Below are 24982 nucleotides of genomic sequence, written 5' to 3'. Positions count from 1 at the left end.
CAGCCCGCCCCCGGCCCGCCCCCGGCCCGGCCACGACAGCTCCCCGCCGCAGCGGGACCCGCCAGCCAGACAGCAAGCCCCCTCACATCCTGGCCACTGAGGCCGCGAGGCCGCGGAGACCGCGGAGACCGCGGAGACCGCGGAGACCGCGGAGACCGCGGAGACCGCGGAGACCGCGGAGGCGCGGAGGCGCGGAGACCGCGGAGACCGCGGGGCGTGGCACCGGCCCTACGGGGCCGTGCCCGCCGTGCCCGCCCCGGGCCCCGATGCCCGCGGCCCGGCCTGCGGCGGCCGCGGCCCGGCCGCATCACCGAGCGCGCCGAAGGACACGGCATGCGCGGCGGCCCACTGCCGGAAGGTACGCGCCGGACGGCCCGTCAGCCTGCCGACGGTGTCCTGCACCCCGGCCTTGGCACCCGCCTTCAGCCGCTGCGCACTGTCCAGCAGCGCCTCGACCACCGCCGGCGGATAACGCCCGGCCAGAGCCGCACGCGCCTGAGCGGGGCTCAACTCCTCGAAACGCAGCGCGACACCGAGCACAGCGCCCAGCTGCCGCGTCTGCTCGACGGCACTGAGCGCCTGCGGCCCCGTCAGGGTGTAGGCACGCCCGGCATGCCCCTCCTCGGTCAGCACCCGCACCGCCGCCCGCGCCACGTCCGCGGGATCCACACAGGCATGCGCCGCCTCCCCGTACAGGGCACGCACCACACCCTCACAGCGCACCGGGCCCGCCCAGGACAGGCAGTTGGACATGAACGCCCGCGGACGCAGCAGGGTCCACTCCATACCGGAACCGCGCAGCAGCCCCTCACTCTCACGCTGCCACCGCGTGATCAGATCACCCGCCCCCTCGTCGAGGACAGCCGCCGCGGAGAGTTTCACCACCCGCCGCACACCCGCCGCACGCGCCGCGGCCACGAACACCGCATCGTCACCACCGCCCACCCGGGCCGTGACGAGGAACGCCGTCCGCACCCCCCGCAGAACCCGCGCCAGCGAACCCGGATCCCCGTAGTCCCCCGCCACCGCCTCCACCCCCGCAGCCACCCCCGCGATCCTCGCAGGATCCCTGGCCATCACCCGCACCCCCGCCCCGGCCGGCAACCGCCCCACCACTTCCCGCCCGACCGTCCCCGTGGCCCCCGTCACCAAAATCACCGCACACCCCTCCCCGCCCGCCCCGGCCCGCGCCGCCCCGCGACCCGTCCCCACCCGCCCCGGCCCGATCCGCCCACCGCCCCGACACCCCGCCTTCCGCCCGATGGACCAAGAACAACTCATTGAATGTCGTACAGCCGCAAGGGGTGCACGAACCCCAACCGCCTGTAAGATACAAACTGGGCGGTTTTTTTAATGGGTCTCCGGGCTCATCGAAACAGAAGGAGACCGAACGTGGTGAAACAGGACAGGGCGATCCGGACCCGGCAGACCATCCTCTCGGCAGCGGCCAAGGTCTTCGAGGAACACGGCTACCAGGCCGCGACGATCAGCGAGATCCTCACCACCGCCGGGGTGACCAAGGGCGCGCTCTACTTCCACTTCCCCTCCAAGGAACACCTCGCCGAGGGAGTCCTGCACGAACAGGACCAACTACTGCCCATCCCCGACCGCACCTGCAAGATCCAGCAGTTCGTCGACACCGTCATGCTGCACGCCCACCGCCTGCAGACCGACGCGATGGTCCGCGCCGGCGTACGCCTCTCCCTCGACCAGCAGGCCCTCGGCCTCGACCGCAGCGGACCCTTCCTGCGCTGGTCACACATCTCCCGCGACCTCCTCGAAAAAGCCCAGGCCCAAGGCGAACTCCTCCCCCACGTCAACGCCGTCGAGACCGCCGACGTCATGGTCGGATCCTTCGCCGGCGTCCAGGCCATGTCCCAGGCCGTCTGCGACCACCAAGACCTCCCCCAACGCGTCAACGCCCTCCTGCGCCACGTCCTGCCCAGCGTCGTCATGCCCTCCGTCCTCGCCTCCGTCGACCTCACCCGCACCCGCGGCGCCGCCGTCGACGCCGAACTACACGCCCACCACCACACCCAACACCCCCCCACCCCCACCCCCCAACCCACCCCCGTCAGCTAACCCCACACCCCAACACCCACCCCCACCCGACACCCGCGCATGCGACCGCACCGGTATCTGCGCCGGTGCCGGCACCCGCGCCGATGCCGACGCCAGCGCCGCGGCCGATGTCTGCACCGATGTCGCGGCCGATGCCGGTGTCGAGGACGGCACCGGTATCTGCGCCTACGCCAGTGCCGCAGTCGGCGCCGGTATCGGCCCCTGCTCGTCGTCCTGGGCATCACCGCTGGCCATCTCGCCTACCGCTCCGCGGAGTTTGGCATAGTCCTCACCGTCGGCCTTACGACCTGGTGCGCGATTGGGGTCGGCCGTCCGTAGTGGAGGATGGCCCTATGCATGCTCTCTTTGACAGTCCCGGGCTCCGTCGCGTCTCGCTGGGCGAGTACCCCTTGTGGGACGAGGCTCTTGCGCTCCTCAACCGGGACTTGGCAGTGACTCTTCCTGAGCAGGGGCCCCTGCAACTGGTGGCCCAGCCTTCCTACGAGGCGGGCGAGCCGGAGTATGTCTACGTTGCGCTGGCCAATGGCGAGTGGCACGGCGGTCACTTGTACCCAAAGGTGGCCGAAGACCTTGCTCATGCCTTGGCGATCGTCGCCGACGCCGCGCAGGATACCGTCGCTGAGCGTCTGTGGCAGGCGTGGCCCCTGTGCGTCGAACACAACCTGGGCATGCATGCACGCGAGGCGGAGGGGCAGCTCTCCTGGTGGTGCGCCGGAGAGCGGCCGCGTCTCGTGCCGGCCCACATCCGTGCGGCCGTGGGCGCGCTCGACGCCTCCTGAGCCGCCCGCATCGCCGCAACCGCAAGCGATGGAGTGTAGATCGACGTCATTTCACCGACCGGATCATCGCCACCCTGATCGTCCTGCGGTTCCAGCTTCCTCATGCAGCTCTGGCTGTTCTCTACGGCGTGGACCGCTCAACGATCACCCGGGCCGTCCATGAGATCCGTCCACTGCTGGCCGCCCGGGGCTTCGCCTGCCACGTCCTAAGAGCACCGCCGCTGAGCTGGCAGTCCGCCACCAACCGGGCGTCACGCGACTACCCCGAACCCCTGAGTCGGGGACGGGCTCGTGGCGCACGATGTACATCACCGCCTTCAACGAGGAGGGCAAGGAGGTCGACATCTCCTTCGCCACCCAGAACTGGCGCAAGGTGGTGGTCGACAAGACCCGGACCGGGCAGTTCGTGCGCAAGCACTTCGAGGCGATGGTCTTCACCGCGCTCGCCGAGGAACTGCGCACCGGCGACGTCGCGGTGGTCGGCTCGGAGGAGTACGCCGACTGGTCCGAGCAGCTGCTGGACTGGGAGGTCGTCCAGGAGACGCTGGGGTCCTACCTGATGGAGGTCGGCCTCACCGAGCAGGGCGAGAGCGCCGAGTTCGACGCCCAGTTCTTCCGCCGGCAGCTGGAGGACAAGCTGCGGGGCGCCGCCGCCGCGGCGGATGTCGGGTACCCGGGAGATACATAATGGATTTATATAAAACTGCTATGCTTCAGGCATGAGTCGCCGAGACGCCGCGCACGGCGCTTCCGATGCCATCGGGTCAGCCCTCTACGGTCTGGCCACCAGGGCCGTGAGACGCCTTCCCCGCGACATGAGCCTGACGTCCGCCGCCACCTTGGCCACCCTGGACAAGACCGGCCCGCGACGGATCACCGATCTGGCGGTGGCCGAGGGCGTCACCCAGCCCGCGATGACCGTCCTGGTCCGGGTGATGGAGGAATCCGGGCTGGTCGAGCGGAAGGGCGATCCGTCCGACAAGCGGGTCACGCTGGTGTGCCTGACCGAGGCCGGCGCGTCGTACGTCCGGACGCGACGCCAGGCGGGCGTCGACGCGTACGCGCGGTTGATCGACGAACTCACCGGTGACGAGGTCGAGGCCTTGGCAGCAGCCCTTCCGGCGCTGCTGCATCTGGCGGAGCTCGAAAGCCACGCCCGAGAGGAGTCGGACCGGTGACCGCGCCCCAGGCTCATGACCAGCCCATGAGCACTGCCCTGATACGTTCCCAGGCACGTCTGCTGGTCCCCGCCCTGATGTTCATCGCCCTGGTCGTGGCAGCGGTCGCCAGCCTCGGGACGCCGCTCATCACCAGCGTGGCGACCACGTTCCACGTCTCCCTCGACAGCGCGCAGTGGACGCTGACCATCGCCCTGCTCAGCGGCGCCGTCGCCACACCCGTCCTCGGCCGGCTCGGAGCCGGTCCGCACCGGCGGGCCACGATTCTCGCCACGCTGGCGATCGTCGTCGTCGGCAGCGCGCTCACCGTGCTGCCGCTGCCGTTCGCCTGGCTGCTCGTGGGCAGAGCGGCCCAAGGCGTCGGACTCGGTCTCACGGCGCTGATGATGGGCGTGGCCCGCGACCATCTTCCCGAGGAGCGCAGCGCGGCCACGATCGCCCTGATCTCAGTGGTCTCCATCATCGGAGCCGGCGTCGGCTACCCGCTGGCCGCGCTGCTCGCCGAGTTCGGCGGACTACGGGCCGCCTACGGCCTCGGCCTGCTCGTCACCGCCATCGCCTTCGTGACCGCGTGGCGCTCCATGCCCGCAGCCCCCGAAGGCCGCTCCGCTCACGTGAACGTGGCCGGTGCGCTCGTCCTGGCGGGTGGACTGCTCCTCGTCCTGTTCCTGGCCGGCGAGAGGAGCCTGTGGAGCCGACACCTCGCCGTGGCGGTGACCCTTGCCGTCGCCGCCGTACTCCTGCTCTGCGTCTGGACCGTTTCCGAACTGCGAACCAAGACGCCCCTGGTCGACGTCCGGGCGGTACGGCACCCGGCGGTCGCCGGGGCGAACCTCGCCATGTTCGTCGGCGGGAGCGGCATGTACCTCCTGCTCACACTCATCACCCGCTATGCGCAGACGCCGCACAGTGCCGGCTACGGCTTCGGACTGACCACCTTCGTGGCGGGGCTGGTCCTCATCCCGTTCTCCGTGCTGGGGTTCGTCGCCGGCAAGCTCACGCCGCGGGTCCGCGAACGGATCGACGGCCCCCTGCTCCTGGCCGGCAGCGCCGCCATCGTCGGCGGCGGGTTCGTCCTGTTCGCCACCGCCCGGTCCAACCTGGCCGAACTGCTCGCGGCCATGGGCGTGCTGGGCTTCGGCGTCGGCAGCTTCTCGGCCGCCATGCCCGGCGTCATCCTGGCCGTCACCCCCAAGAGCGAGACGTCGAGCGCCATGAGCTTCAACTACGTCGTCCGCAGCGTCGGGTACTCCCTGGGCAGCGCCATCGGCGGTCTGGTCCTGGCCGTCGGCACCGCCCCGGGCCGCCTCTTCCCGAACGACGACGCCTACACGACCGCGGCGCTGGTCGGCGTCGCCGCGATGGCGATCACGACGATGGCCGGCCTCACCCTCGCCCGCCGACGCTCACCCGAGACCAATCCGATCACAGCCCCAGTCGGTGTGCCGGGCGTGGGCCGGTCGAGTCGAACCGGAAGCTGAGGATCGAAGCCGTCCGACTTCGACGCCGTCTCCGTCGGATCGCTGACCCACAGCGCGCCGGCCATGGATCTGAGCATGCTTCTGAGCATCAATTCCGAACACAGGAGGTACCGTGGCCAAGGGCTATTGGGTCAGCGCTTACCGCACTATTGCGGACCCCGAGAAGCTGGCTGCCTACAACAAGCTGGCTGGTCCAGCCGTCGAGGCCGCGGGCGGGCGGCTGCTCGCCCGCGGCGGCCGGGTCCTCGCACACGACGCCGGAATCGCCGAGCGCACCGTCCTGATCGAGTTCGACAGCTTCGAACAGGCGGTCGCCGCACATGCGAGTGCGGCCTACCAGGAAGCGCTGGCCGCACTTGCTGACGGCGTCGAGCGCGACTTCCGCATCATCGAAGGCCTCGACTGACGATCGAGGCTGCGTCGGCGACGAACACGAAGCCGAATGGCCCACTCATCGAACTGATCACAGGGCACTGAAACCGTTCCACCGGTACGCCCCCGCCCCTGTCGGTGGCCGGCGTACGGTCGCCGCGTTCGGGGCTGCCGAGCGAACAGTGGCGCAGGCAGTACCCGCTGTTCCCGCGGCTGCTGTTCGTCCTGGACGGCACCGGCGCAGCGGGGTCGAGTCCCGTATACGGGCCGTGCGAAAGGCCGCGTGGGCCGTCGATGTGGCCGGCTTCGTGCGCGAGGTTCCGGCACTGGCCGCGGTGCTGCGTTCCGACTCTGCAGGTGAGGGCCCGGCTGGTCAAGCAGGCCACGCCCACACCCTCGCCCGCGTCAGTCCGGTCCTCAGACCTGCTTTCGACGGCTCTGGGGCAAGGCCGCGCACGGACACGGTCGGCGACCGGCTGACCGGCCGGCCTCAGGCTCCCGGTCCGCTCGGCCTCTCGGTGGCGGCGGGGGCGGAGTCCTCGGTGCAGTAGCGCCGTAGGAGTTCCCGCTCGGCATCCCGGTGCGGGAACATGAAGAAGATCAGCAGCGCACCCAGGGCGATCGCGGCCAGGCCGACGGTGTACGCCCAGTCGTCGCCGTGGAGGAACGACTTGCGTGCTGCCGCGACGATCTGCTCGGCATAGCGGGGGTGCTGCTGGGCGACCTGCCCGGCGGAGGCGAACGACTTCGTCAGCTCGCTCTGGACCTGCTCCGACACGTCCTTGCTCTCGGGAGAAGCGGCGATCGCCGCGCTGAAGGCCGAGGCATAGCCGGCGGTGAGGAGCACGCCCATGACGGACTGCATGATGGCCCCGCCGAGGTCGCGTTGCAGGTCGGCGGTGCCTGAGGCCATGCCGACCCGTCGCACGGGCACCGATCCGGTCAGCGAGTGGGATGAGGGCGTCCCGGCGAGGCCGGCGCCGATACCGATGAGCACGTAGGCGAAGCCGATCTGCCAGTAGCCGCTGTCCTCGCCCCAGAACAGCAACATCCAGGCGAAGGCGAGGAAGAGGAACGCGTAACCGATCAGCAGGGTCGTGCGGGCGCCGCGTCTCTCGACCAGCTTCGCGGACCGTGGTGCCACGAGCACCATCATCACGACGAGGGGGAGGATGGCGGCGCCGGCTTCGACGGGGCTGTACTCGAGCACGTTCTGCAGGTACTGCTGGCTGATGAACGCCGACCCCATCATGGAGCCCCACACGATGATTCCCGCGCATGCGGCGACCCAGAAGGTGCGCCGGCCGGCGATGTGGAGGTCGTACAACGGGTTCGGAGCCCGGCGCTGACGCCAGAAGAACGCCGCTCCGGCAGCCAGGGCGATCACGGCGAGGCCGACGACCAGTGACCCCTGGTCGGGGACGGCGGCGAAATTGATCGCCAGCACCAGTCCCGCGACCAGGAAGACGGAGAGGATGCCGCCGAGGTTGTCCACCGGTTCAGCCGACTCGTTGGCGTGCGCGGGGACGAACAGCAGGGCCATGACCAGCGCGACCACGGCAAGGGGCAGGGTGATCAGGAACACCGACCCCCAGTAGAAGCGTTCGAGCAGGGCGCCCGCGATCACCGGCCCGAGCATGGAGATGCCGCCGCCCAGGGCCGACCACAGCGCGATCGACTTCGTCCGCGCCGGCCCCGCCCACAGGGCGGTGATCAGCGCCAGGGTGGTCGGGTAGGCCATGCCGGCCGAGAGCCCGCCGAGGATCCGGGCCGCCACGAGGACGGTGTCGTTCGGCGCGTACGCGGCGAGTAGGCAGGCGGGGATGGACAGAGCGATGCCGAGGAGCAGTAGCAGCTTGCGGCCGTGACGGTCGCCGACCGCACCCAGATAGAGCACCGATGCGGCCAGGCCGAGGGAGTACCCCACGGCGATCAGGTTCAGCTCGGCCTGGGAGGAGTCGAAGGCCTTCCCGATCGCGGGCAGTGCCACATTGGCCACCGACAGGTTCAAGTTGGCCACGGCGGCAACGATGATCAGGGACGTCAAGACGAGTGACGCCCGCGCCGGGGCCTCGCGCGGAACGTCGATGCGAGGCGCGCGGCTTTTCGGCATGGAACCTCCGGGGCGAAGTTGGGCTTCGCGAGAGTCTTGCCTGATCCGACGTGCCGCACATCGCCCCATTGGGATGACACGCCCACTAAGAGGTCCCATCAAAGGCGTTGGACATGGCGGTGGGTGATCAGGCATGTGGCGAGGCCGAGGAAGGCTTCGTGGTTGTCGTCGCGTCGTTCCCAGCGGATCCGCAGGCGGCGGAAGCCGTGCAGCCAGGCGATCATGCGCTCGACCACATGTCGGCGGCACGCTGGCCTTCTTCGGCGTCGTGTGGCAAGCGTTCCTCACGCGCGCATCGCTGAAGACCAGTCAGCTGATGACCGCGGACGCGATCCGCAGCCGGCTCGACTCCCAGGCCCCGGACGTCACCCTCACGCTGAGTCCCCCACCGTGGGAGCCTTAGGCGTGGAACCACACGGGAATGCCGTGCAATACATGGCCGCAGGGGCATCGCTGGCACTTCCCGGCGGATCAGGACGGCGCCAACCGGCTCGTGCTCCAGCAGGTTCTGGTCCTGGAGAACCTCAGCGACCGCAGAGTGGAGGCCCGGTTCGACGGCGACCTGGTCGTGGCCGACGAGGACTGGCGGCCCAGCCCCGCCGGCGTCATCGTCCTCGAGCCGGGCGAGAGCAGCCCGAAGATCTACCTGCAGCGCGACTTCACCCTCAAGGAACTCTCGGAGAACTTCACGGCGAAGCAGGCCGGCCAGGAGCTGCCGCACAAGGTGCTCGGCACGGTGACGGTGGCGGACGATCGCGACAACGTCAGCACCGACCGCTGGGACCTGGTGCTGACGGGCTGCCCGGTCGAGCCGGTCCTCGACCACGACGGCCTGTGCCGCCCCCTGGGCAAGGGGCATGAACGCGAGCGGCACCGCCGCCACGACAGTGCCGCCGAACGCCGGTCTGCTGCCATGGTGTCGTCCTTTTCACTCAGTGGACGGCGCAGCTACTTCTCCTTGTGCTTCGTCGCCTTTTCCGCGCTCTGTGCGTTGCCCTGACCCGTGGTCGCCTCTTTCTTTGCTTGACCGGGCGGTGCGCTCGCGGTCTTGGTCGCGGGGCGCGCTGCGGCGTCGGTCGTGTCCTGCCGGGGGGTGGCGGTGCCTGGCGCCGGGGTGAGGTTTGCCGGTACCGGGCGGGCGCTGTGTGCGGGGGTGGAGCTGGTGTGGCCGGCGGACGGCTGTGGCGCCGGTGTGACGGAGGTGCCGTTGCCGTCTTCTGGGGTGCCGGGGGAAGGGGAGGTCGCGGCCGGACCGTCGGCAGGGCGGGCAGCCTTGCTGTCGGCGCCGTGCTGCGAGGAACCGTCGGCGACGGCGAGGGTGGCGGCCATTGCGGCGGCGAGTGCGGCAGTTGCCCCGGCCATCAGGAAGCGGCTCCGGGTGCGAACGGGTGCCGAAGCGGCTCGGGGGGCCGCTTGGGCGAGGGGCCGCTCCGGGGCGAGCAGCGGCTTCTTGCGGGTACCAGTGGTGCCCTCGGCAGGCTGCCGGTCCGCGGCGATGCTCGTGACGCAGGCTGCGGGCAGACGGGGCGCTAGGTCTGTGCGGTCCGTGCCGGTGGACAGGGCGGACAGGGCGGTCAGTGTCCGGGCGCAGTCGGGTGCCGTGGGGCGTGTCTGCTCGTCCAGAGCGGTCATGTCCCTCAGCAGGGCGGCGAGTTCCGCGGGGAGGAAGTCCGGGAGGCGGGGCGCGCGGTGAAGCCGCGCTATCGCCGCTTCCAGGGGACCGCCGTCGTATTCGAGCCTGCCGGTGAGGCATTCGAGAAGTACCAGCCCCAGGGCGTAGACGTCGGCCGGCCGTCCGACGGGCCGGCCCAGGACCTGTTCGGGCGAGAGATAGGCCGCCGTGCCGATGAGGGTGCCGGTGGCGGTGCATGTGGTGGCATCGAGCAGCCGGGATATACCGAAGTCGGTGAGATGGGCATGACCGGATGCGTCCAGGATGACATTGGACGGCTTGACGTCACGGTGGACGATTCCCGCCTCGTGCGCGTGGGCCAGGGCATCGGCGAGGCCGGCACCGACCGTGGCGGTGGCTCCGGGAGACAGGGGACCCTCGGCGATGCGCGCCTTGAGGGTGTGGCCTTCGATCAGTTGCATGACCAGATAGGCGTCACCGTCGTGCCGTCCCGCGTCATAGGCGGTCACCAGTCCGGGATGCTGCAACCGGGCCAGGATCATGGCCTCGCTCAGGAAGGCTTCCTCTGTGTCGAAACCGGTGTCGGGCCGGAAGAGTTTGACGGCCACCGGCCGACGCAGTCTCAAGTCAAAGCCACGGTGGACGTCCGCGGCACCACCCGAACCGATGAGCGCGTCCAGGCGGTACCGGCCGGCCAGTATCCGGGCGGAGCACCGAGAAGCCAGTGCGAAACCCGACTCGCGGAACCCCAATGTTTTTCTCCCACTTTTCTGACGGACGCTTCCGGCGTGCGCCCGCCGGCGGCGGGCTTCCGACCGCGGGTACCCGCACGGCACCGGACTACCCGTGGCACCTCCCCTGCGGCACCGCCTCAGGCCGGCCGGGGCGGATCACCCCGGCCACCCTGCCTCCGCCCGTCAGACGGAGGGCCGGCCCCGGACTCGCTGCCGACGGGCCGAGCAGGGGATGCGGGCGGTGATGCGTTTGCCGACCGGCTGCTGCTCGACGACGAGGTCCTCGGCGACAGCTTTGACGATCTCCAGGCCGTGCTGGCCGATCCGGCCGGGGTCCGCGGCCCGGGCCGCGGGGACGGTGGGGTCGCTGTCCCACACGACGACGTCCATGGCGTAGGCGCTGATCCGCAGTTCCACCAGGACCGGGCCTGGGGCGTACTTGCAGGCGTTGGTGACCAGCTCGCCGACCACCAGCTGGGTCAGGTCCCTCGTGCGCGCGGGAGCGACATTCGCAGGATGCGAGGGTGTGGATCACGGCCGGGTCGATGGTTCGGGTTGGCGTCGAAATCGAATTGCCGCAGAGACTTTTCCCGGGGGAAAGAGGCGGCCTTGATCCGGCGCTCGGAACGCCGGCGGGCCCGGTCGTCGCACTCGGCCAGCAGCAGCTCCGCGACGAACCCCCGATAGGTCATCCGGCCCTTGGCCGCTTCCTCGGCGATGTCGGCGAACTGGCCCCTGATCGTGGGCAGTCGCAGTGCCTTGCAGGATGCCTCGATGGCCGCGTCGGCGGCCTGCTCGGTCAGTCCGCGGTGGCGTTTGACGGTCACGGCGCTTCTCCGGTGGTCAGCGAGCTGGTCACCAACGCCTCGGCGGCATGGGTTTCGATTTCCTCGAGGGAGCCGCCGGGTGTGGCCCGGTAACCCCCCTTGCTCCGCGTAGCGCAGCAGCAGGACGCGAGGGTCGGCGTCGAGGAGGACGGCGCGGGCGGCTTCCCGTAGCGGCAGGTACGCATTCACGGCATACGGGAGTTCTGCAGATGGCCTGTCTCGTCATGTACGACGGCGGCATCTTCGGGCCGGTGGATGAACTGCCCGCCGCGCTGGTCGCCGCCAGCCTGGCGCACCATCCGCACCATCCGCACCATCCGCACCATCCGCACCATCCGCACCATCCGCACCATCCGCACCATCCGCACCCCCGAACGGCCGCCCTGACATCCAGTGTCATCGACCGGCTGGGATCCACCGTTCCATAACGCGGAGTAACTGATCAGTGTCGATTGGCTTGGTGATGTAGTCGGAAACACCGGATTCGATGGCCTTCTCCCGGTCTCCCTCCATGGCCTTCGCGGTGAGTGCGATGATCGGAAGCCCGGCGAACTGCGGCATCCGTCGGATCGCTACCGTGGTTGCGTAGCCGTCCATCTCCGGCATGGTGATGTCGACCAGAATGGCCGTCACATCATCACGTTGCTCCAATACTTCGATGCCCTCACGCCCGTTCTCCGCATACATCACGTCAAGCCCGTGCTGCTCCAGCACGCTCGCCAGGGCGAACACGGTGCGGATGTCGTCATCGATGAGGAGCACCCTCTCACCTTTGAACCGGCAAGCGAGCAGTGTGGGCGGTAACTGTGCGTCTTGGACGGTAGGGGGTCCGCCGTTCTCGCGCGTGGTGAGCGTTCGGGTGGCGGCTGCGGATCTCGGTATGAGGAATTGAGGACTGGCATCGGCTGACTCACCCGGGCCTGGCGGAGCCCCGTCGGGTGCCAGGGGGAGGTAGAGGGTGAAGGTGGAGCCGCGGTCTGGTTCGCTGTCCGGGTGGATTTCGCCGCCAAGCAGGTGCGCGATATCGCGGGCGATGGACAGCCCTAGTCCCGTACCGCCGTACTTTCTGCTGAACGTGGTGTCGCCCTGCCGGAACGCCTGGAAGATCACCTTCATCTGGCCGGCTGCGATACCGATTCCGGTGTCTTTCACGCAGAACGCGATCAGTTCGGCGTCCGCGTCGCTCAGTGAACCCATCTCCAGCAGGTGCTCGCGGATCGCGGACGGCATATCTGATCTGGCCGGGCGGATGAGCAGCTTCACCGACCCGCTGTCTGTGAACTTGACTGCGTTGGACAGCAGATTGCGCAGCACTTGCAGTAGCCGCTGCTCGTCGGTGTGCAGCATCGCGGGCAGATCTGGGGAGACCTTGACCGAGAAGTCCAGGCCCTTCTCGTCTGTTAGCGGCCGGAAAGTCGCCTCAACATAGTCCACCAGCTGAACCAGGGCGATGGGGGTGGGAAGCACGTCCATCTTGCCCGCCTCGACCATGGACAGGTCCAGGATGTCGTTGATCAGCTGCAGCAGCTCCGAGCCCGCGCCGTGGATGGTCTCGGCGAACTGTATCTGCCGTTCCGAAAGGTTGCCCTCCGCGTTAGCGGAGAGCAGCTTCGCGAGAATCAGCAGCGAATTCAGTGGTGTGCGCAGCTCATGCGAAATGTTCGCCACGAACTCGGACGTGTAGCGCATGGAGACAGCGAGTTGTTCGGCACGCTCCTCCAGGGCCTGTCGGGCTTGCTCGATCTCGCTATTCTTCACCTCGATATCTTGGTTCAAGGTAGCCAAGAGCTCTGCCTTCTCCTCCAGCTCGGCGTTCGAGACCTGCAGCTGCTTGGCCAGCTCTTGTGATTCACTCAGCAACAGTTTGGTCCGCTGTTGCTCCAGGACTGCTGACCTGCTGTCCTCAATCAGACTGGCCACTTGCTGGGGAATGTCGGCGCTGCGCTCCTCCAGCCACCCTTGTGCCTCGACCACCCGAGTAGCGGACAGTAGGTCTCCATCGGAGGCACGCTCCTCCATGACAGCGAGCCATTGCTGAAATTCGGCGTCTTCATCGACCCAGGCCGCCAAGCGGTCCCACTCTCGAATCAACGCCTCATGTGCGATTTCCGCGGTGTCCGGTCCGTTGGAGCCGAGAGTGACCAGTCTCTGCTCAGGTTGTGCGAGGAGTTGGGCTATATACCAGTCAGTGGCGAGGTGAGATCGCTGGGCGGCGACCCTGACGGCACTGCCCGCACCCCCACGGGCTCGCACCATCGAAAGCAGGACACGACGGATCCGGCGCTCGTCCACCTGCTGCGCGAGGATGTAGTACGCCTTTTCCGCGTGCCGGTTCAGGGCTCCAGAGACTCCGCCCAGACCGTGATAGCTGTCGAAGCTGATGCGCCGCTGCTGCTGTGTCGGCCAGAGTTCTGTCAGGGCGAATTCCAGGAGCGGGAGGCTCCCCGCTGCTTTACCCGCTTCGCGGGCGATCGTTTTCGCCAGTCCCGGGGTGAAAGTGACGCCCGAGAGTTCCGCTGGCTCGACAATCACCCGGGTCAATGCTGCTTCATCCAGTGGCGAGACATTCAGCTGCCGGTCCTGGAGGCGCAGTCCTACGTCGGGTAGTTCGAGCAGATCGGGAAGGAAGTCCGCTCGCAGGGTACATACCAGGCGGACATCTGCGTTCCGCAGGGTGTCCGGGGGTGGCAGCATGTGCTGAAGGAACTCCAGTGGCTTCTCGGCGTTGCGGTCACTGCTGACTACCTCTTCGAACTGGTCGCAGATCAACGCCAGACGTCGGCCGGTGAGCAAAGCTATTCGGCTGGCGACCGGCCAGAAGCCCTCCTCTCGCAGTGAACGGGCCCGGGTGTCCAGCTGTTCAAGAGAGTAGTCCCCGGCCGGTCTCTCAAGATCTAACAAGGCCCGGGCTACGGCTACGTACGGTGCCGCGCCCGGGCGGAACGATGCAACGGCCCATCCGTCCGCCGCCAGCGCTGGCTGTAAGCCGGCCGCCACGAGCGACGACTTGCCCACCCCTGACGGGCCCGTGACCACAATGAGGGGTTGCGCCCTGACCATGTTCCGCAGCCGCTCGACCTCGCGTTCCCGGCCCACGAAGACCCCGGCCTGCGCGTCCGCAGCCGTGAACGTCTGAAGACCGCGGTACGGGCACGGCGGAAGGACGCTGTGGCCGAGCACCTCGGGCCAGGCCGCAGCCACTTCTGACAGCGGCACCGCGTAGGCGTCCTCCGCCGCGCCGTCCCGGCTCGCCACGGCGAGCATGCCTATGACTGCGTCTCCCCACCGGTCGGTGGTGATCACTGGCGCTCCGCTGTACCCGGGCTGCGTTCGCAGAGCCGACTCACTGCCAGAGTCCAGCTGGATCAGGCCGCCGCCGACGGCTCCACGCAGTACACATGTACTCCAGGCGCCGTTGACTCTGCGGGACGGCTTGCCCGGATAGCCGAACACCGCCACCTGAGCATCGTTGGCTGCGCCGGCTCGCGCATCGACCAGCCGTGCTGCTCCGGCGCTCGCCGGCAATGCATCTCCGCCGACCAGGACCAGTCCGGCTGTGTCACGGCCTGGACGGCCAGCGCCGGGAGGGGGATCCCAAGCGGCAATGCGACAGTTGCGCAGCGGTGCGCCTTCGGCGTCACCCAGCAGCGGGAACTCGACCTGAATACGCGTTTCAGCCGGGGGACGCTCACAAGTGCCCTTTTCTCGCCCTAAAGCCGCGTTGACCACATGTGCGCACGTCACGATTTCCTTGCTGCCCACAACGAACCCCACGCCGACGGGAGCATCGCTGGTCCCCAGGCGCACCTTGACGAGGAAGCCCTCACGCTGCATGCCCATGTGAGTCAGGGGCGGTTCCAGACCAGCCGAACGGTGAAGTTCACTTCAGCGGTCCCCTTGGAAATGATCACGCCGGTCTCGCCGCCCATCTTCAGGCCGAACGCGATTTCCGCCTCGTCCGGCTTCAGCTCCCGGACTGCCTCAGCTACCCGCGACAGCGTCGGTCTCACCTGATTCAGGGCATCGTGCACGGACACCCGTGCACGAGCAATCGCACCATCACCGGCTGCCAGTTCAAGGTCTGTGCCCATGAGGTCGTCATCGATCTCGAACACGGCTCTTTCTGTGCCACTGTCATCCAGCGGCATCTCGAATAACCGCCCCACGCGCGATCCCTCCCCTAAGAAGCACCACAGGCATCGGCCTCTGGACCGAAGCCGCCGCGTTCATCCTCGGACATCACGTCTTCCCTTCGCAGGGTTACGGGGAAGAAGTGCGTCGTGCGGTGACCATGTCCCGGCACCGGGTGCAGCGGACCAGCCGACCGAGGGTAGCCGCCGACGATGCGGGCCCGGTAGCTGCCCATGTGAGTGAGCAGCGCTGCTACCACCAGCGGGCCGGCACCGTCACCACCGGCGCCTGGACCGGGCCCGTGCCCTGGTCCAGCAGGGGGCCGGTGCGGCGTACGCCAGGCTGCACACGGCGGGCACGGCCCAGCGTCGTCCGGGCCGCCTCCGGCCAGGTCACGGGTTCAGGTGCGCACCACGAAGTAGAGCCAGCCGCCCCACGTGCTCACGTTGCCGAGGTCCTTCGTGGAGCGCTCGTACTTGGAGCGGACGCGGAACTTCTGGTTGAGCGCGTTGGTGAGGCTGAGCGGTGCCTTCGCGCTGCTCGTCGACGACAGGGCGTAGCAGCCCGACGTGGTGAGCGTGTGCCAGGCGGCGCTGTAGTACCGCTGGACCTCGAAGCGCTCGCACTGGCCGGCTTTGTTGGGCGTGACGGTCGCGGTCACCGTGGGCTTCACCGTCTTGTGGAAGACGCGGTAGGTGATCCCGCTGTACGTGGTGCTCGTGTAGTAGCCGCCGAGCGCCGTCGCGATCTTCACGTAGCCGTTGACTGCGCGGGTGGCCGTCGCGGGGGCGTAGCGGTAGTCGCCCGCGAAGGACGCGGTGAAGGTGGTGTTGCGGGTGACCTTGTAAGTGGTCTTCAGGTTGCCGTAGGCGTCCACGGTGCCCGTCGTGACCAGGGTCTTCGCCCCGCCGTGGGGCGTGGCGAAGATCGACACCATGCGGCCGTTGTATGTGGTGCCCAGGTGCGCGGTGACGGTGGCCGTCGCGCCGTACGCGTACGAGGGCGCGCTGCTGGTGACGGTCAGGGCGGTCGCCGCGCGGGACACCTGGACGGTGGCGACCGCGGTGGCCGCCTTGTGGGAGGCGTCACCCGGGTAGGTGACCGTGTAGGTGTTGGCGCCGCCGATGTCGGGGGTGTTCTTCACCGTGATGGTGCCGTCGGCGGCCACCGGCGTGGTCCAGGTCTCCGGGGTGCTGTGGGCGGCGTCCTTGCGGGAGACGGTGACCGTCCGGCCGGCGGCGTACGGGCCGTCACCGAGCTTGCCGCCGAAGGACAGGGCCGCCCCTCGGACGGCGCTCGCCGGGGCGCTCAGCGTCAGCGCCGGGGCGTACGGGGCGACCACGAGGCTCATGCCGCTCTCGGACGGCTGGTGGGTGGCGTCCCCGGCGTACGTGAAGACGTACATGAACGAGCCGGCGACGCCCGGAGCGTCGGTGACGGTGAACCGGAGGGTGGCCGGGTCCACGGGTACGGATCCCAGCGGCACGGTCTGCTGGGTGCTCTCGTCGCGCCGGGCCACCTGGACGGTGGTGCCCTGCGGGAAGGTGCCCAGGCCCAGCTGGGCCATGAGGCGGCCGGTGAGGACGACCGAGCCGGGGTTCGCCGAGGTGATGTCGGTGCCCACGACATCGGTGGGCAGCTTCGCCACGTTCACGACCAGTGAGGCCGCCGCGGGGCGGTGGGTGGCGTCACCGGCGTATGCCACCTGGTAGGTGTATGTGCCCTCGTCCTGCCGGAGGTCGGTGAACGTGAACGTGCCGTCCGCGCCGAGTGTGGTGTCGGGCAGGGCGGTGCCGTCGCGGGTGACCTTCAGCGCGGCGCCGGCCGGCAGGAGGCCGCGGGTGCTCAGCGACCCACTGACCGTGTACCGCTCGGTCGGCACCGCGTACTGCGGGTGCCGCAGGGCGAGTTCGCTGTCCGTCAGCTTCGGGGCGCCCAGCACGTTCAGGCTGTAGGCACCCGAGGAGTTCTTGGTGACGGCGTAGAGGGTCGTGCCGTCGGCGCCCCACTCCAGGCCGTCCGGAGCGACCGTGCCGGACGGCAAGGTGAGGTGGTTCTCGGCGAGGGTGTTCGTGCCGGCGTAGAGGTAGACGCCGGAGGTGCCGGCGACGGCGACCGTGCCGTCGGTGTCGACGACCACCGAGCCAGGCGCGGAACCGGAGCCGCCGGTGAAGTACCCGGCGGGGTCTGCGGCCGCAAGGTCCGTACTGCGGTACGCCCGCAGGGCGAGCTGCTGCGGGGCGGCCAGCAGCACCCGCGTGCCGTCGCCGGTGACGGCGAGCCCGGTTGCCGTGCCGCCGTGGACCAGGGTGTCCGCCTTGACCGACGCCGTGCCCGACGCGACGCCGAAGGTCGCCACGTGACTGAGGTTGCCCTGCGGTTCCTCGGCCGCGAGCACATCGCCGCCCGTGGCGAGCAGCGGTGCGGTCGTCCACTGCGACAGGGCAGGTTGCGGGATCGCTGCCGGCGCGGGCGCGGACGGGTCGACCGAGCCGATCCCGCCCTTGCCGTCGGCCGTGTAGCCGTACCAGACGCGGCCGCCCGCCACCGCGACGGAGACCGGGGAGCTGCCCGCGCCGGTGGACCACCGGGCGGTCTCGGTGAGCGTCGCGGTGTCGATCGCGGCGATCGCGCCGCCGTCCGCCAGCGCCACGTACAGCGTGCCGCCGTCGGGCGACAGCGCCAGACCGGTGGCGCCCTGCTCCCCCGCAACGGTGGTGATCGGGGTGCCGGACAGATCGGTCACCACGATCCCGGTCGATCCGGCGCCCTGGCTGACGAAGACGTGCTGGTGGGCGGGGTCGACCACCAGGTGCGCGTAACCGGAGAGCGGCAGCGCGGTCGTGTCGTCGGCGTACACCGCGGAGCCGGCCAGTCCGACGGTGGCGGTGGTCAGGCCGGCCGCGAGCGAGAGGGTCGCGACCAGGGAGACCTGTCTGAGGCGCATGAGGCTCCTGTGAGAAAAAATTGAACGAGCAGCGGGACCATAACCCGCCGACCCGACACGCCCGGTAGCAGGGGCCCACTTCGGGCGGGCAGTCCGCGGCGACGTCCGCCGGGGCGCCAGTGCCGCGGTGACTTCCGCCGAGCGCCGACCCGCCGGTGCCGCCCCCGGCCGGGCTCACGAACGGCCGTCGGGCCAGGCGCGACTGCTTCGACGACCGCGAGCCCACCTTCACCCCGGCGCTGGTTCAAACCGCTGTCCCATCGGCGACTCCGGCACCGGCTGGACCAAGACGTTTCCCCCGGCTCTGCGGGCCATCGTCGACCGCTGCCCCAGACGCCCTCGCTCTTGAACACCCCGTGTCACCAGGGCTAGCGTTCTCGTACCTGCCAACACCGGCACATTCAGGAAGTCCACATGCCTCGCCGGACACCGGGCGAGATCAGGTCCCAGCTGCCGCTGCGGGACACCAGGCACTTCAGGCGGACCGTCATCAGAAGCGCTCCTGGATGCTGTTGCTCGCGCCGAAACCGGTTCAGCACCTTCCCAGACACTGGCACGGGCCATTCTGGCTGCCCGGTCGGCAGGAGCCCGGTACTTGGTCAGCGATAGTCGTTGAGCCAGTCGCCCGGGATCAGGTCACGAACGCGGTCGAGGTCTGCTGCCGTCCGGCCGCGGGCCAGGATGGCCACACCAGCGTCTTCGCGCAGAAGGACGTCCTGGCCCAGGAACCACCGGGAGCCGTGCTCCTCGCCGATGGGATAGGCGGGGAACGGCAGCCGGACGGCGTTCTCCTCCAGGAGTTCGACGCTGTCGTCATCCGCGTCGAGGAAGTCACACGGCTCTTCATCCGCCTGCGCCTGCACAGACTCGGACAGAACGATCTCGACGAAGCAGAGGGACAAATGCTCCAGCCAGGGCTCCCACCGCTCGGCGCTCTTGTCGGCCAGGTCAGGCCGTATGAACACCGCAGGATCGTCGTCCTGGAGGCTGTTCAGGAGTATTCCCCACGACGCGGCTCCCTGGTTCTCGTGCCGGAAGACCAGGGCTTCCCTGGCGTCGTCCACGTACAGCTCAGCCGGGTCCAGCAGCACGTCGTGGTTACTGGTCAGATCTTGGCGGCGACCGAACAGCAGATAAGCCTCGCGCAGCGCCGTCGGCAGCCGGACACCCAGCCTCTGCTCCGCCGCGAGCAGATCGGCCTCCGCCCACCCGTCGCCGTCCTCCAGGCCGCGGACCCAGTGGGCAGCAAAGCCCTGGATGAAGTTCCACGCACCACTGCGGCCATCGACGCCCCTGGCGAGAGACGCAGCAAGATCGAACGCATGTGTCATGCCAGGACGATATCCGTCCCGCTCGTCAGCCCTCTTCGCACCCCGACACGCCGACCACGCCTTCTGGGAACTCGGCAACAGTCTCGCGCTTCTTGATCAACATCTGTTGCTCAAACTCGGCCTGACGAGAGGCGCCTTGCCTCATCAGGCACCGAGCGGTTCAGTCATTTTCGGGCAACCAGCTGGAGGGGGTGCCGTCTGGGTCCAGGCCGTCGGGCCACAGCCTTACGAGTGCCGAGCCCTGTTTGCTGGCTGTGCCATAGTCGGCGGCCTGTCGGGCCAAGGCCTCGGCACCCTCCCGGTCCCCGGCTTTCTCCCGCATCACGACCAGCCGGTACAAGGCGTCACTGTTGCCATAATCGGCGGCCCTGCGGGCCAGGGCCTCGGCGTCTTGCGGGTGCCCGGCCTCCTCTCGCATCACGGCCAGCTGGGTCAGAGAGACCGTGTTGCCTTGGTCGGCGGCCAGACGGTAGAAGTCCTCAGCGGCCTCTCGGTCCCCAGCCCGCTCCCGCATCGCGGCCAAGCCGCGCAGTACGTGGGGGTTGCCGTGACCAGCGGCCTGTCGGGCCAAGGCCTCGGCCCCTTCCCGGTCCCCCGCCTCTTCCCGCATGACGGCGAGGCGGCGAAGGGCATGGGGATTGCCGTGCTCGACGGCCTGCCAGGCTAGATTCTCGGCACCGGTTTCGTCCCCGACCTCTTGCCGCCTCATGGCAAGGCGGGACAGCGCATCGCCGTTGCCTTGGTCGGCTGCCAGGCGGTAGAGGTCCTCAGCGCCTTGGGGGTCTGCGGCCCGCTGTCTCATCTCGGCCACGATGACTAGGGCGTGGGTGTGACCGAGGATGGCGGCCTGGCGGTAGAGGTCCTCAGCGCCTTGGAGATCTCCTGCCCGCTGCCTCATCTCGCCCAGGAAGTGCAGGGCGTGGGGGTCGTCTTGGTCGGCGGCCTGTCGGGCCAGGGCCTCGGCGCTCTCTGGGTCGCCGGCTTCCTCCCGCATCACGGCCAGGCGGTGCAGGACGTAGCTGTTGCCGGAGTCGGCGGCCTGTCTGGCCAGGGCCTCGGCGCTTTCCCTGTGCCCGGACTCCTCCCGCATCTCGGCCAGTTGGTGCAGGGCGTAGCTGTTGCCGTGGTCGGCTGCTTCTCGGGCCAGAGCCTCGGCGCCGGCCGCATCTCCGGCCTCCTGTCGCATTACGGCGAAGAGGCGCAGGCCTAGGGTGTTGCCGTGGTGGGCGGCTTGCCGGGCCAGGGCCACGGCGCTGGCCTCGTCCCCGGCCTCTTTCCGCATCAGGGCCAGACGGACCAGGGCGTCGCTGTCGCCGCAACCGGCTGCCTGCCGGTAGAGGCTCTCAGCGCCTTCTCTGTCCCCGGCCACTTCCCGGCCTCCGGCCAGGTGGTGCAGAGCTGCGGGGCTGCCGTGATCGGCGGCGCGGTGGCGGAGATGGTGAGCCCATTGCAGGCGATGCCGCTCGAGGGCCGCTCGGACGAGGTTGTCCAAGTCGTCGGGGTGGGTGAGATGAGTGTGAGCGGCGTGCCAGAAGGAAGCAGGCGGGCACAGGCTTCTGCGAGTGGTGCCGCCATGTTGCTCGAGGTAGTCGGCGAGCCGGAATAGCGACCCCGCAGCGTGCGCGGCCGGGGCGTCGATAGGTGAGGGGGTGGACGGGCGCCGTCTGGGTCGGGGAGTGGTTCGGCGGAGGGGCGCTTGCTTGCCATGGACTGGTTCGGCGAGTTCGGCGAAGGCCCGCCCAGCCCAATCCTCGGTGAGCTGGTCGTAGTCGGTGTCAGTGAGGTAGTCCCCAGCGGCTTCGGTGAGGAATGCCTGGGGAAGGTACAAGCCGACGCCGAGGCGGCGCGCGTCCATCGCCGCTTCCAATACTGCTTTGGCCGGCGGGCTCGCATGCAGGTAGCGGTTGAGGAGTTCGGGCGCTCCGGCCAGGTCCTGAGTCACCCGCCCGTCGGTACTGGCACGGCTGAGAGCGTCGGCCAGCAGCCGGTCACCGCTTCGCGCAAGAGTGTCCGCCCTGGCGAGAGCGTGCGCGTCGAACGCATCCGGGACGGTCAGGGTGTTCCCAGCGAGCAGTTCCCGGGCCCGGCTGTGGGGGTCGTCCTCACTCGAAGGGGCCAAGGCGGTGTACCGGGCGGCGAACTCAGGCCAGAGTGTGCCCAGCACCAGCACGGGACTCCGTTCTGGGGCGGTGAGCAGGCTGTGCACGGCCGCAGCGATGCGCTCGCCGGTTGCCCGGTCGCCGAGGTAGTGCTGGGCCTCGTTCAACCACACCACGGTGTGAGGCTGGAGACGGTGCAGGTCATCGAGGGCAGCCTCAGCGCGGGTCGGATCGAAGGGATGCCACAGCCGCCACTTTTCGCCGAGAGGTTGCACGGCCTCCCAGCACGCCCGCGTCTTCCCTGTCGAAGAGCCGCCCACCAGCACCACGATCCGGCTGCGGCCGGCTTCGACATCCCGGACTGCTTCGACCAACACCAGGTCATGCCGGCGCCGCACGTACCCTGACAGCGCCCGTCCCCCATTTCCATCGGCGCCAGCAGCTGTACTGCTGGCCGGGTGGACCTCAAGATCGTGAGGTTCCCAATCTCCGATCGGACGGCCCGGACTTGGACGCTGTGCGCCCTCGACCGCGTCTCGCCGCAGTTGCAGCAACTTCCCAGCAGGCAGCTTCAGCGCGCGGGCCAGCGCCGCAACGGTCTGCTCCGACGGCACCGGCCCGTCGCTCTGGAATGCCTCTGACACGGTCGTGCGCCCCAGGCCGGCACGGCCGGCCAGATCCGTCTTGTTCAGCCGGATACGGGCCAGCCCTTCGGCCAGCCGCCCGCGCAGCTCGGTGAGCGCCGGGCTGTCGCCATTCTGCTCGTCGTGCACGTCCTCGCCCCCGGCCGTGAAGTGTTCGCTTGTGTTCATCTTCGTCCGAGCGAACCCCGGCGCACACCACTTCCGCGACCTTCGACCCCGACAACACCCCATCGTGTACTGGGAGCTTGCGTGAAGGTCGCCGTCGTTCTTCTCACCGCCGCACTCGTGCTCGTCGTCGCGCTACTTGCTGCCGCCGGCGCGGGCAAGATCGCCCGCCTGGACGGCGCCACCTACCCCGCCGCCCTGACCCGCGCCGCCACCGCCTTCGCCGCGGTCCTCACGCTCGCCGCTGCCGTGAGCGGCGCCCTCGCCGCCTTCCTCACCTGACCTGCTGCGGGGCGCCAACAGCAGACCATGGCCCGCTGCTCCTGTGGGCGATCCACACGGTCGAGGAGTTCAGCGAGGACATCCTGGCCGCTGGGCCGAACGCAACCGGCTGCGTGCGAGGGCTGCCGCCAACATCGCCACGTCCACGAGCTGCTCTTCGGGCATTCATGAATTGCATCGACGCTGACCAGCTGACGATTCCGGCCACACAGTGGCTGGGCAGAACCACGTTAGCGGGCGCCTATATCGCCGCGCTCACCGGCGCCTCCCTGGGCCAGGTCTGCCACACCACCCGTGATCGCGGCTGGCGGCAGGCCGCCCTGGACGACCGGGCACCTCGATGCTGGCTCCTGGGCCGCCCTCAACTCGGCCCGCCACGACGAGGCCGGAGCCGACGCCGCATGGAATACCGTCAACGAGAAGGACCAGCCCCAGGTGGTGGCGGCGCTGGCAAAGACGCTTGCGGAGATGGGCCGCAGCGACCAGGCACGTGCGACGTGGGAACGCGTGGCAGTTCACTACGTTTCGCCTCCGGGTTGGGCGGTGTCGAGTTCGGTACGCGCCCTGGAGGCAGGCCGCCGCCTACGCCGCCAACACCGCCGGTCATTGCTGTGGCCAGAACCCCTCGCAGCCGACCAAGGTCGAAGTCGGCAGCACCGACAACATGCAGATCTACGTCTGCCCGACCTCTCCCGAGCATCCGCACACCGACCTGATCCAATGAGCTGTCGAGCCTGTCACACACCCTCCGCAGTCGGTGGCGGAAGTGCCGCCGCGTCAGGGCGTGTGACAAGCCGTTTGCCTCACGGCGGAGGGACCCGCAACGCACGAGGCTCCTGTGCCGTTGGGGGAGGTGTTCGAAGTCTCAACCCAGCGGCACAGGAGCCTCGTTGGTTCCCCATCCTGCCGCCCTCGACCTGCCGTACGCGCTGGTTGAGTGGGTCACCATGCTCATCGTCACCCGTGAGGGTGACCGCCGCTGCAAGCTCCCTCCGCACCAGCGCGCGCTGGTCGCCTTGGTGTACCTGCGCAAGCACGACACCCTCGCGCAGATCGCCGTCGCCGAACTTCTGGCACGGGCTCCGATTCGGGCACGTCACGGACGACCTGAGGTCACGTCTGGACGACGCGCGGCGCGAGCACCGGGCGCGGTACTCCGAAGCGCAGATGCGGGTCCCGGATGACGTGCTTGCCACCGCCGATGACGTCCGCCGCAGGCTCAACCGGATGTATGGGGTCCTCAAGCGCCTCGACGGCAAGATCCCGCCGCATCGGGAGGACGAATCCCTGGAGGAGGCCCGCCCTCAGATCGAGGGGATCTGGGACCAGCTCAGCGACATGCGCCGCGTCATGCGACAAAGCATCGGTATCACCGCGAACGACCCAAGCGGGACCTGAGGTACCGGATCGAGGAGCCCCGGTTGCGGTTGGCGAAGGGGAGCGCTCCGTGAAGCGCGGTGAATTCCGCGATCAACTCCGCCTCGGCCTGGCCGGCGGGCGGATCGGTCGCGGTGCGCCAGGCGACGAGGAGCGTGTCGGAGTCGGCAAGCTGCCAGATGTACTCGCCGCCGCTGTGGCCGGCGTTGCGACCCTGGCCCTGGCGGCGGTAGGCGTTCAGCCGTTTCTCAGCCCTTGGCGGCCAGCGGCCTTGCCGACGTAGACCACTGTGGCGCCGGGCACCCAGGCGGTGTTCAGGGTGGCGGTCGTCATGGAGGGGTCGTGGCCCTTGCGGTGGCCGGAGGGGCTGCGTGCGAGGAAGGCCGGGGGCGAGGCGGCGGGGCGCAGCACGACGTAGATGCCCTCCCCGGCCGGGACGGCGCTGTGCGGGAGGTCGGCGAACGGCACGAAGCCGATGAAGCCGCGCCCGGCCGGCGTCGCCCGCGTCAGGGGCGCGGGGCTGCCCGTTGAGGTCGTGACGAGGCCGTTCTCGGCAGGTTCGGGCTCGGGCGTCATCGTGCGTCTACGTCCCGGGTGAAGCGGCCGGCCCGACCTCGTGCGGCAAGGTGCGCCCGATCTCCCGCTGCGCAGGACGAAGCCGCGCTCCGGTGGCGTCGCGCGTCAGGGGCGCGGGGCAGCCCGTTGAGGCCGCGACGAGAGGGTCAGTTGCCAGTCCCGCAGTCGTCCATTTCCTCGAGGCGTACCCCTTGGCCTGTGAGCGTCTCGCGGGGTTCTCCCGCGTAGAGG

The 24982-nt window shown here is 69.3% G+C and carries 19 protein-coding genes and 7 pseudogenes; 11 read left to right on the top strand and 15 right to left on the bottom strand.

All coding sequences use genetic code 11. The annotated features are described in order from the left end of the window. Positions 1-228: 228 nt before the first annotated feature. Positions 229-1158, bottom strand: coding sequence for an NAD(P)H-binding protein (locus OG933_RS44050; RefSeq protein WP_405624831.1), 930 nt, complete (start codon positions 1156-1158; stop codon positions 229-231). Between the two features lie 234 nt (positions 1159-1392). On the opposite strand from OG933_RS44050, the gene OG933_RS44045 reads away from it, so the two are divergent. The 7 genes and pseudogenes from OG933_RS44045 (at position 1393) to OG933_RS44015 (ending at position 5926) form a co-directional block, all read left to right on the top strand. Next, positions 1393-2082: a ScbR family autoregulator-binding transcription factor gene (locus tag OG933_RS44045; RefSeq protein ID WP_362536493.1), complete on the top strand. Its 690-nt coding sequence runs from the start codon at positions 1393-1395 to the stop codon at positions 2080-2082. A gap of 332 nt (positions 2083-2414) precedes the next feature. Continuing rightward, positions 2415-2861, top strand: a complete 447-nt coding sequence (locus OG933_RS44040; protein ID WP_362536497.1) for a hypothetical protein — start codon at positions 2415-2417, stop codon at positions 2859-2861. Beyond that, positions 2786-2992: pseudogene (locus tag OG933_RS44035) on the top strand (hypothetical protein); the annotation flags it as partial. The gene OG933_RS44040 and the pseudogene OG933_RS44035, both read left to right, overlap by 76 nt. 170 nt (positions 2993-3162) lie before the next feature. Next, on the top strand, positions 3163-3549 hold the full coding sequence (locus OG933_RS44030) for a hypothetical protein (RefSeq protein WP_405633169.1): 387 nt from the start codon (positions 3163-3165) through the stop codon (positions 3547-3549). A 31-nt stretch (positions 3550-3580) separates the two neighbouring features. Further along, a complete protein-coding gene (locus OG933_RS44025; RefSeq protein WP_229876805.1) occupies positions 3581-4039 on the top strand; it encodes a MarR family winged helix-turn-helix transcriptional regulator in 459 nt (152 codons plus the stop codon). Positions 4040-4065: 26 nt separating this feature from the next. After that, positions 4066-5520 carry an MFS transporter gene (locus OG933_RS44020; RefSeq protein ID WP_405633166.1) on the top strand — a complete coding sequence of 485 codons (1455 nt, stop codon included), beginning with the start codon at positions 4066-4068 and terminating at the stop codon, positions 5518-5520. Between the two features lie 112 nt (positions 5521-5632). Next, a complete protein-coding gene (locus OG933_RS44015; RefSeq protein ID WP_405633165.1) occupies positions 5633-5926 on the top strand; it encodes a DUF1330 domain-containing protein in 294 nt (97 codons plus the stop codon). 456 nt (positions 5927-6382) lie between these two features. Here OG933_RS44015 and OG933_RS44010 read toward each other — a convergent pair whose 3' ends face one another. Both OG933_RS44010 and OG933_RS44005 read right to left on the bottom strand, forming a co-directional pair. After that, on the bottom strand, positions 6383-8005 hold the full coding sequence (locus OG933_RS44010) for an MFS transporter (RefSeq protein ID WP_405633163.1): 1623 nt from the start codon (positions 8003-8005) through the stop codon (positions 6383-6385). Between the two features lie 98 nt (positions 8006-8103). Further along, positions 8104-8247, bottom strand: a pseudogene (locus OG933_RS44005) (transposase); the annotation flags it as partial. A gap of 179 nt (positions 8248-8426) precedes the next feature. Here OG933_RS44005 and OG933_RS44000 point away from each other — a divergent pair. Then, on the top strand, positions 8427-9005 hold the full coding sequence (locus tag OG933_RS44000; protein WP_405633161.1) for a hypothetical protein: 579 nt from the start codon (positions 8427-8429) through the stop codon (positions 9003-9005). On the opposite strand, the gene OG933_RS43995 is transcribed toward OG933_RS44000, so the two are convergent. From OG933_RS43995 to OG933_RS43945, 11 genes and pseudogenes are all read right to left on the bottom strand, one after another. Continuing rightward, positions 8954-10390, bottom strand: coding sequence for a protein kinase domain-containing protein (locus OG933_RS43995; RefSeq protein ID WP_405633159.1), 1437 nt, complete (start codon positions 10388-10390; stop codon positions 8954-8956). The genes OG933_RS44000 and OG933_RS43995 overlap by 52 nt on opposite strands. 165 nt (positions 10391-10555) lie before the next feature. Next, positions 10556-10873, bottom strand: a pseudogene (locus OG933_RS43990) (ATP-binding protein); the annotation flags it as partial. A gap of 7 nt (positions 10874-10880) precedes the next feature. Then, positions 10881-11199: pseudogene (locus tag OG933_RS43985) on the bottom strand (ATP-binding protein); the annotation flags it as partial. Between the two features lie 185 nt (positions 11200-11384). Next, entirely contained in the window at positions 11385-11561 is a 177-nt protein-coding gene (locus OG933_RS43980) for a hypothetical protein (RefSeq protein ID WP_405633157.1), read from the bottom strand. Between the two features lie 34 nt (positions 11562-11595). Next, positions 11596-13134, bottom strand: a pseudogene (locus OG933_RS43975) (ATP-binding protein); the annotation flags it as partial. Positions 13135-13260: 126 nt separating this feature from the next. After that, positions 13261-15033 (bottom strand): annotated as a pseudogene (locus OG933_RS43970) (AAA family ATPase); the annotation flags it as partial. Between the two features lie 11 nt (positions 15034-15044). Continuing rightward, complete coding sequence (locus OG933_RS43965; RefSeq protein WP_405633154.1) at positions 15045-15314, bottom strand: CU044_2847 family protein; 270 nt, start codon at positions 15312-15314, stop codon at positions 15045-15047. 268 nt (positions 15315-15582) lie between these two features. Then, on the bottom strand, positions 15583-15726 hold the full coding sequence (locus OG933_RS43960; RefSeq protein WP_405633152.1) for a hypothetical protein: 144 nt from the start codon (positions 15724-15726) through the stop codon (positions 15583-15585). A gap of 4 nt (positions 15727-15730) precedes the next feature. Continuing rightward, complete coding sequence (locus tag OG933_RS43955; RefSeq protein ID WP_405633149.1) at positions 15731-18277, bottom strand: YncE family protein; 2547 nt, start codon at positions 18275-18277, stop codon at positions 15731-15733. Positions 18278-18876: 599 nt separating this feature from the next. Next, a complete protein-coding gene (locus OG933_RS43950) occupies positions 18877-19608 on the bottom strand; it encodes an SMI1/KNR4 family protein (protein WP_405633147.1) in 732 nt (243 codons plus the stop codon). A 160-nt stretch (positions 19609-19768) separates the two neighbouring features. Then, positions 19769-22519, bottom strand: a complete 2751-nt coding sequence (locus tag OG933_RS43945) for a hypothetical protein (RefSeq protein WP_405633145.1) — start codon at positions 22517-22519, stop codon at positions 19769-19771. Positions 22520-22600: 81 nt separating this feature from the next. Between OG933_RS43945 and OG933_RS43940 the strand changes: the two genes are divergently transcribed. The 3 genes and pseudogenes from OG933_RS43940 to OG933_RS43930 all read left to right on the top strand — a co-directional run bounded on the left by OG933_RS43940 (position 22601) and on the right by OG933_RS43930 (position 24196). Further along, on the top strand, positions 22601-22798 hold the full coding sequence (locus tag OG933_RS43940) for a hypothetical protein (RefSeq protein WP_405633142.1): 198 nt from the start codon (positions 22601-22603) through the stop codon (positions 22796-22798). Positions 22799-23688: 890 nt separating this feature from the next. Further along, a pseudogene (locus OG933_RS43935) lies at positions 23689-23857 on the top strand (transposase family protein); the annotation flags it as partial. Between the two features lie 126 nt (positions 23858-23983). Continuing rightward, complete coding sequence (locus OG933_RS43930; RefSeq protein WP_405633139.1) at positions 23984-24196, top strand: hypothetical protein; 213 nt, start codon at positions 23984-23986, stop codon at positions 24194-24196. Positions 24197-24412: 216 nt separating this feature from the next. On the opposite strand, the gene OG933_RS43925 is transcribed toward OG933_RS43930, so the two are convergent. Beyond that, positions 24413-24751 (bottom strand): hypothetical protein, encoded by a 339-nt coding sequence (locus OG933_RS43925; protein ID WP_405633137.1) that lies wholly within the window; start codon positions 24749-24751, stop codon positions 24413-24415. Positions 24752-24982: the final 231 nt, after the last annotated feature.

The sequence above is a fragment of the Streptomyces sp. NBC_00016 genome (genome assembly GCF_045040885.1).
Taxonomy (GTDB): Bacteria; Actinomycetota; Actinomycetes; order Streptomycetales; family Streptomycetaceae; genus Streptomyces; species Streptomyces coriariae.
Note: the sequence above shows the minus strand (reverse complement) of the source record. Positions and strands in the feature narration are given on the sequence as shown.

Coding starts and splice junctions, on each gene's coding strand:
- OG933_RS44025 (WP_229876805.1), top strand. CDS start 3,581: ATGAGTCGCCGAGACGCCGCGCACGGCGCTTCCGATGCCATCGGGTCA.
- OG933_RS43925 (WP_405633137.1), bottom strand. CDS start 24,751: ATGACGCCCGAGCCCGAACCTGCCGAGAACGGCCTCGTCACGACCTCA.
- OG933_RS43955 (WP_405633149.1), bottom strand. CDS start 18,277: ATGCGCCTCAGACAGGTCTCCCTGGTCGCGACCCTCTCGCTCGCGGCC.
- OG933_RS43980 (WP_405633157.1), bottom strand. CDS start 11,561: ATGGTGCGGATGGTGCGGATGGTGCGGATGGTGCGGATGGTGCGGATG.
- OG933_RS44040 (WP_362536497.1), top strand. CDS start 2,415: ATGCATGCTCTCTTTGACAGTCCCGGGCTCCGTCGCGTCTCGCTGGGC.
- OG933_RS43945 (WP_405633145.1), bottom strand. CDS start 22,519: ATGAACACAAGCGAACACTTCACGGCCGGGGGCGAGGACGTGCACGAC.
- OG933_RS44030 (WP_405633169.1), top strand. CDS start 3,163: ATGTACATCACCGCCTTCAACGAGGAGGGCAAGGAGGTCGACATCTCC.
- OG933_RS44010 (WP_405633163.1), bottom strand. CDS start 8,005: ATGCCGAAAAGCCGCGCGCCTCGCATCGACGTTCCGCGCGAGGCCCCG.
- OG933_RS44000 (WP_405633161.1), top strand. CDS start 8,427: ATGCCGTGCAATACATGGCCGCAGGGGCATCGCTGGCACTTCCCGGCG.
- OG933_RS44020 (WP_405633166.1), top strand. CDS start 4,066: ATGAGCACTGCCCTGATACGTTCCCAGGCACGTCTGCTGGTCCCCGCC.
- OG933_RS43950 (WP_405633147.1), bottom strand. CDS start 19,608: ATGACACATGCGTTCGATCTTGCTGCGTCTCTCGCCAGGGGCGTCGAT.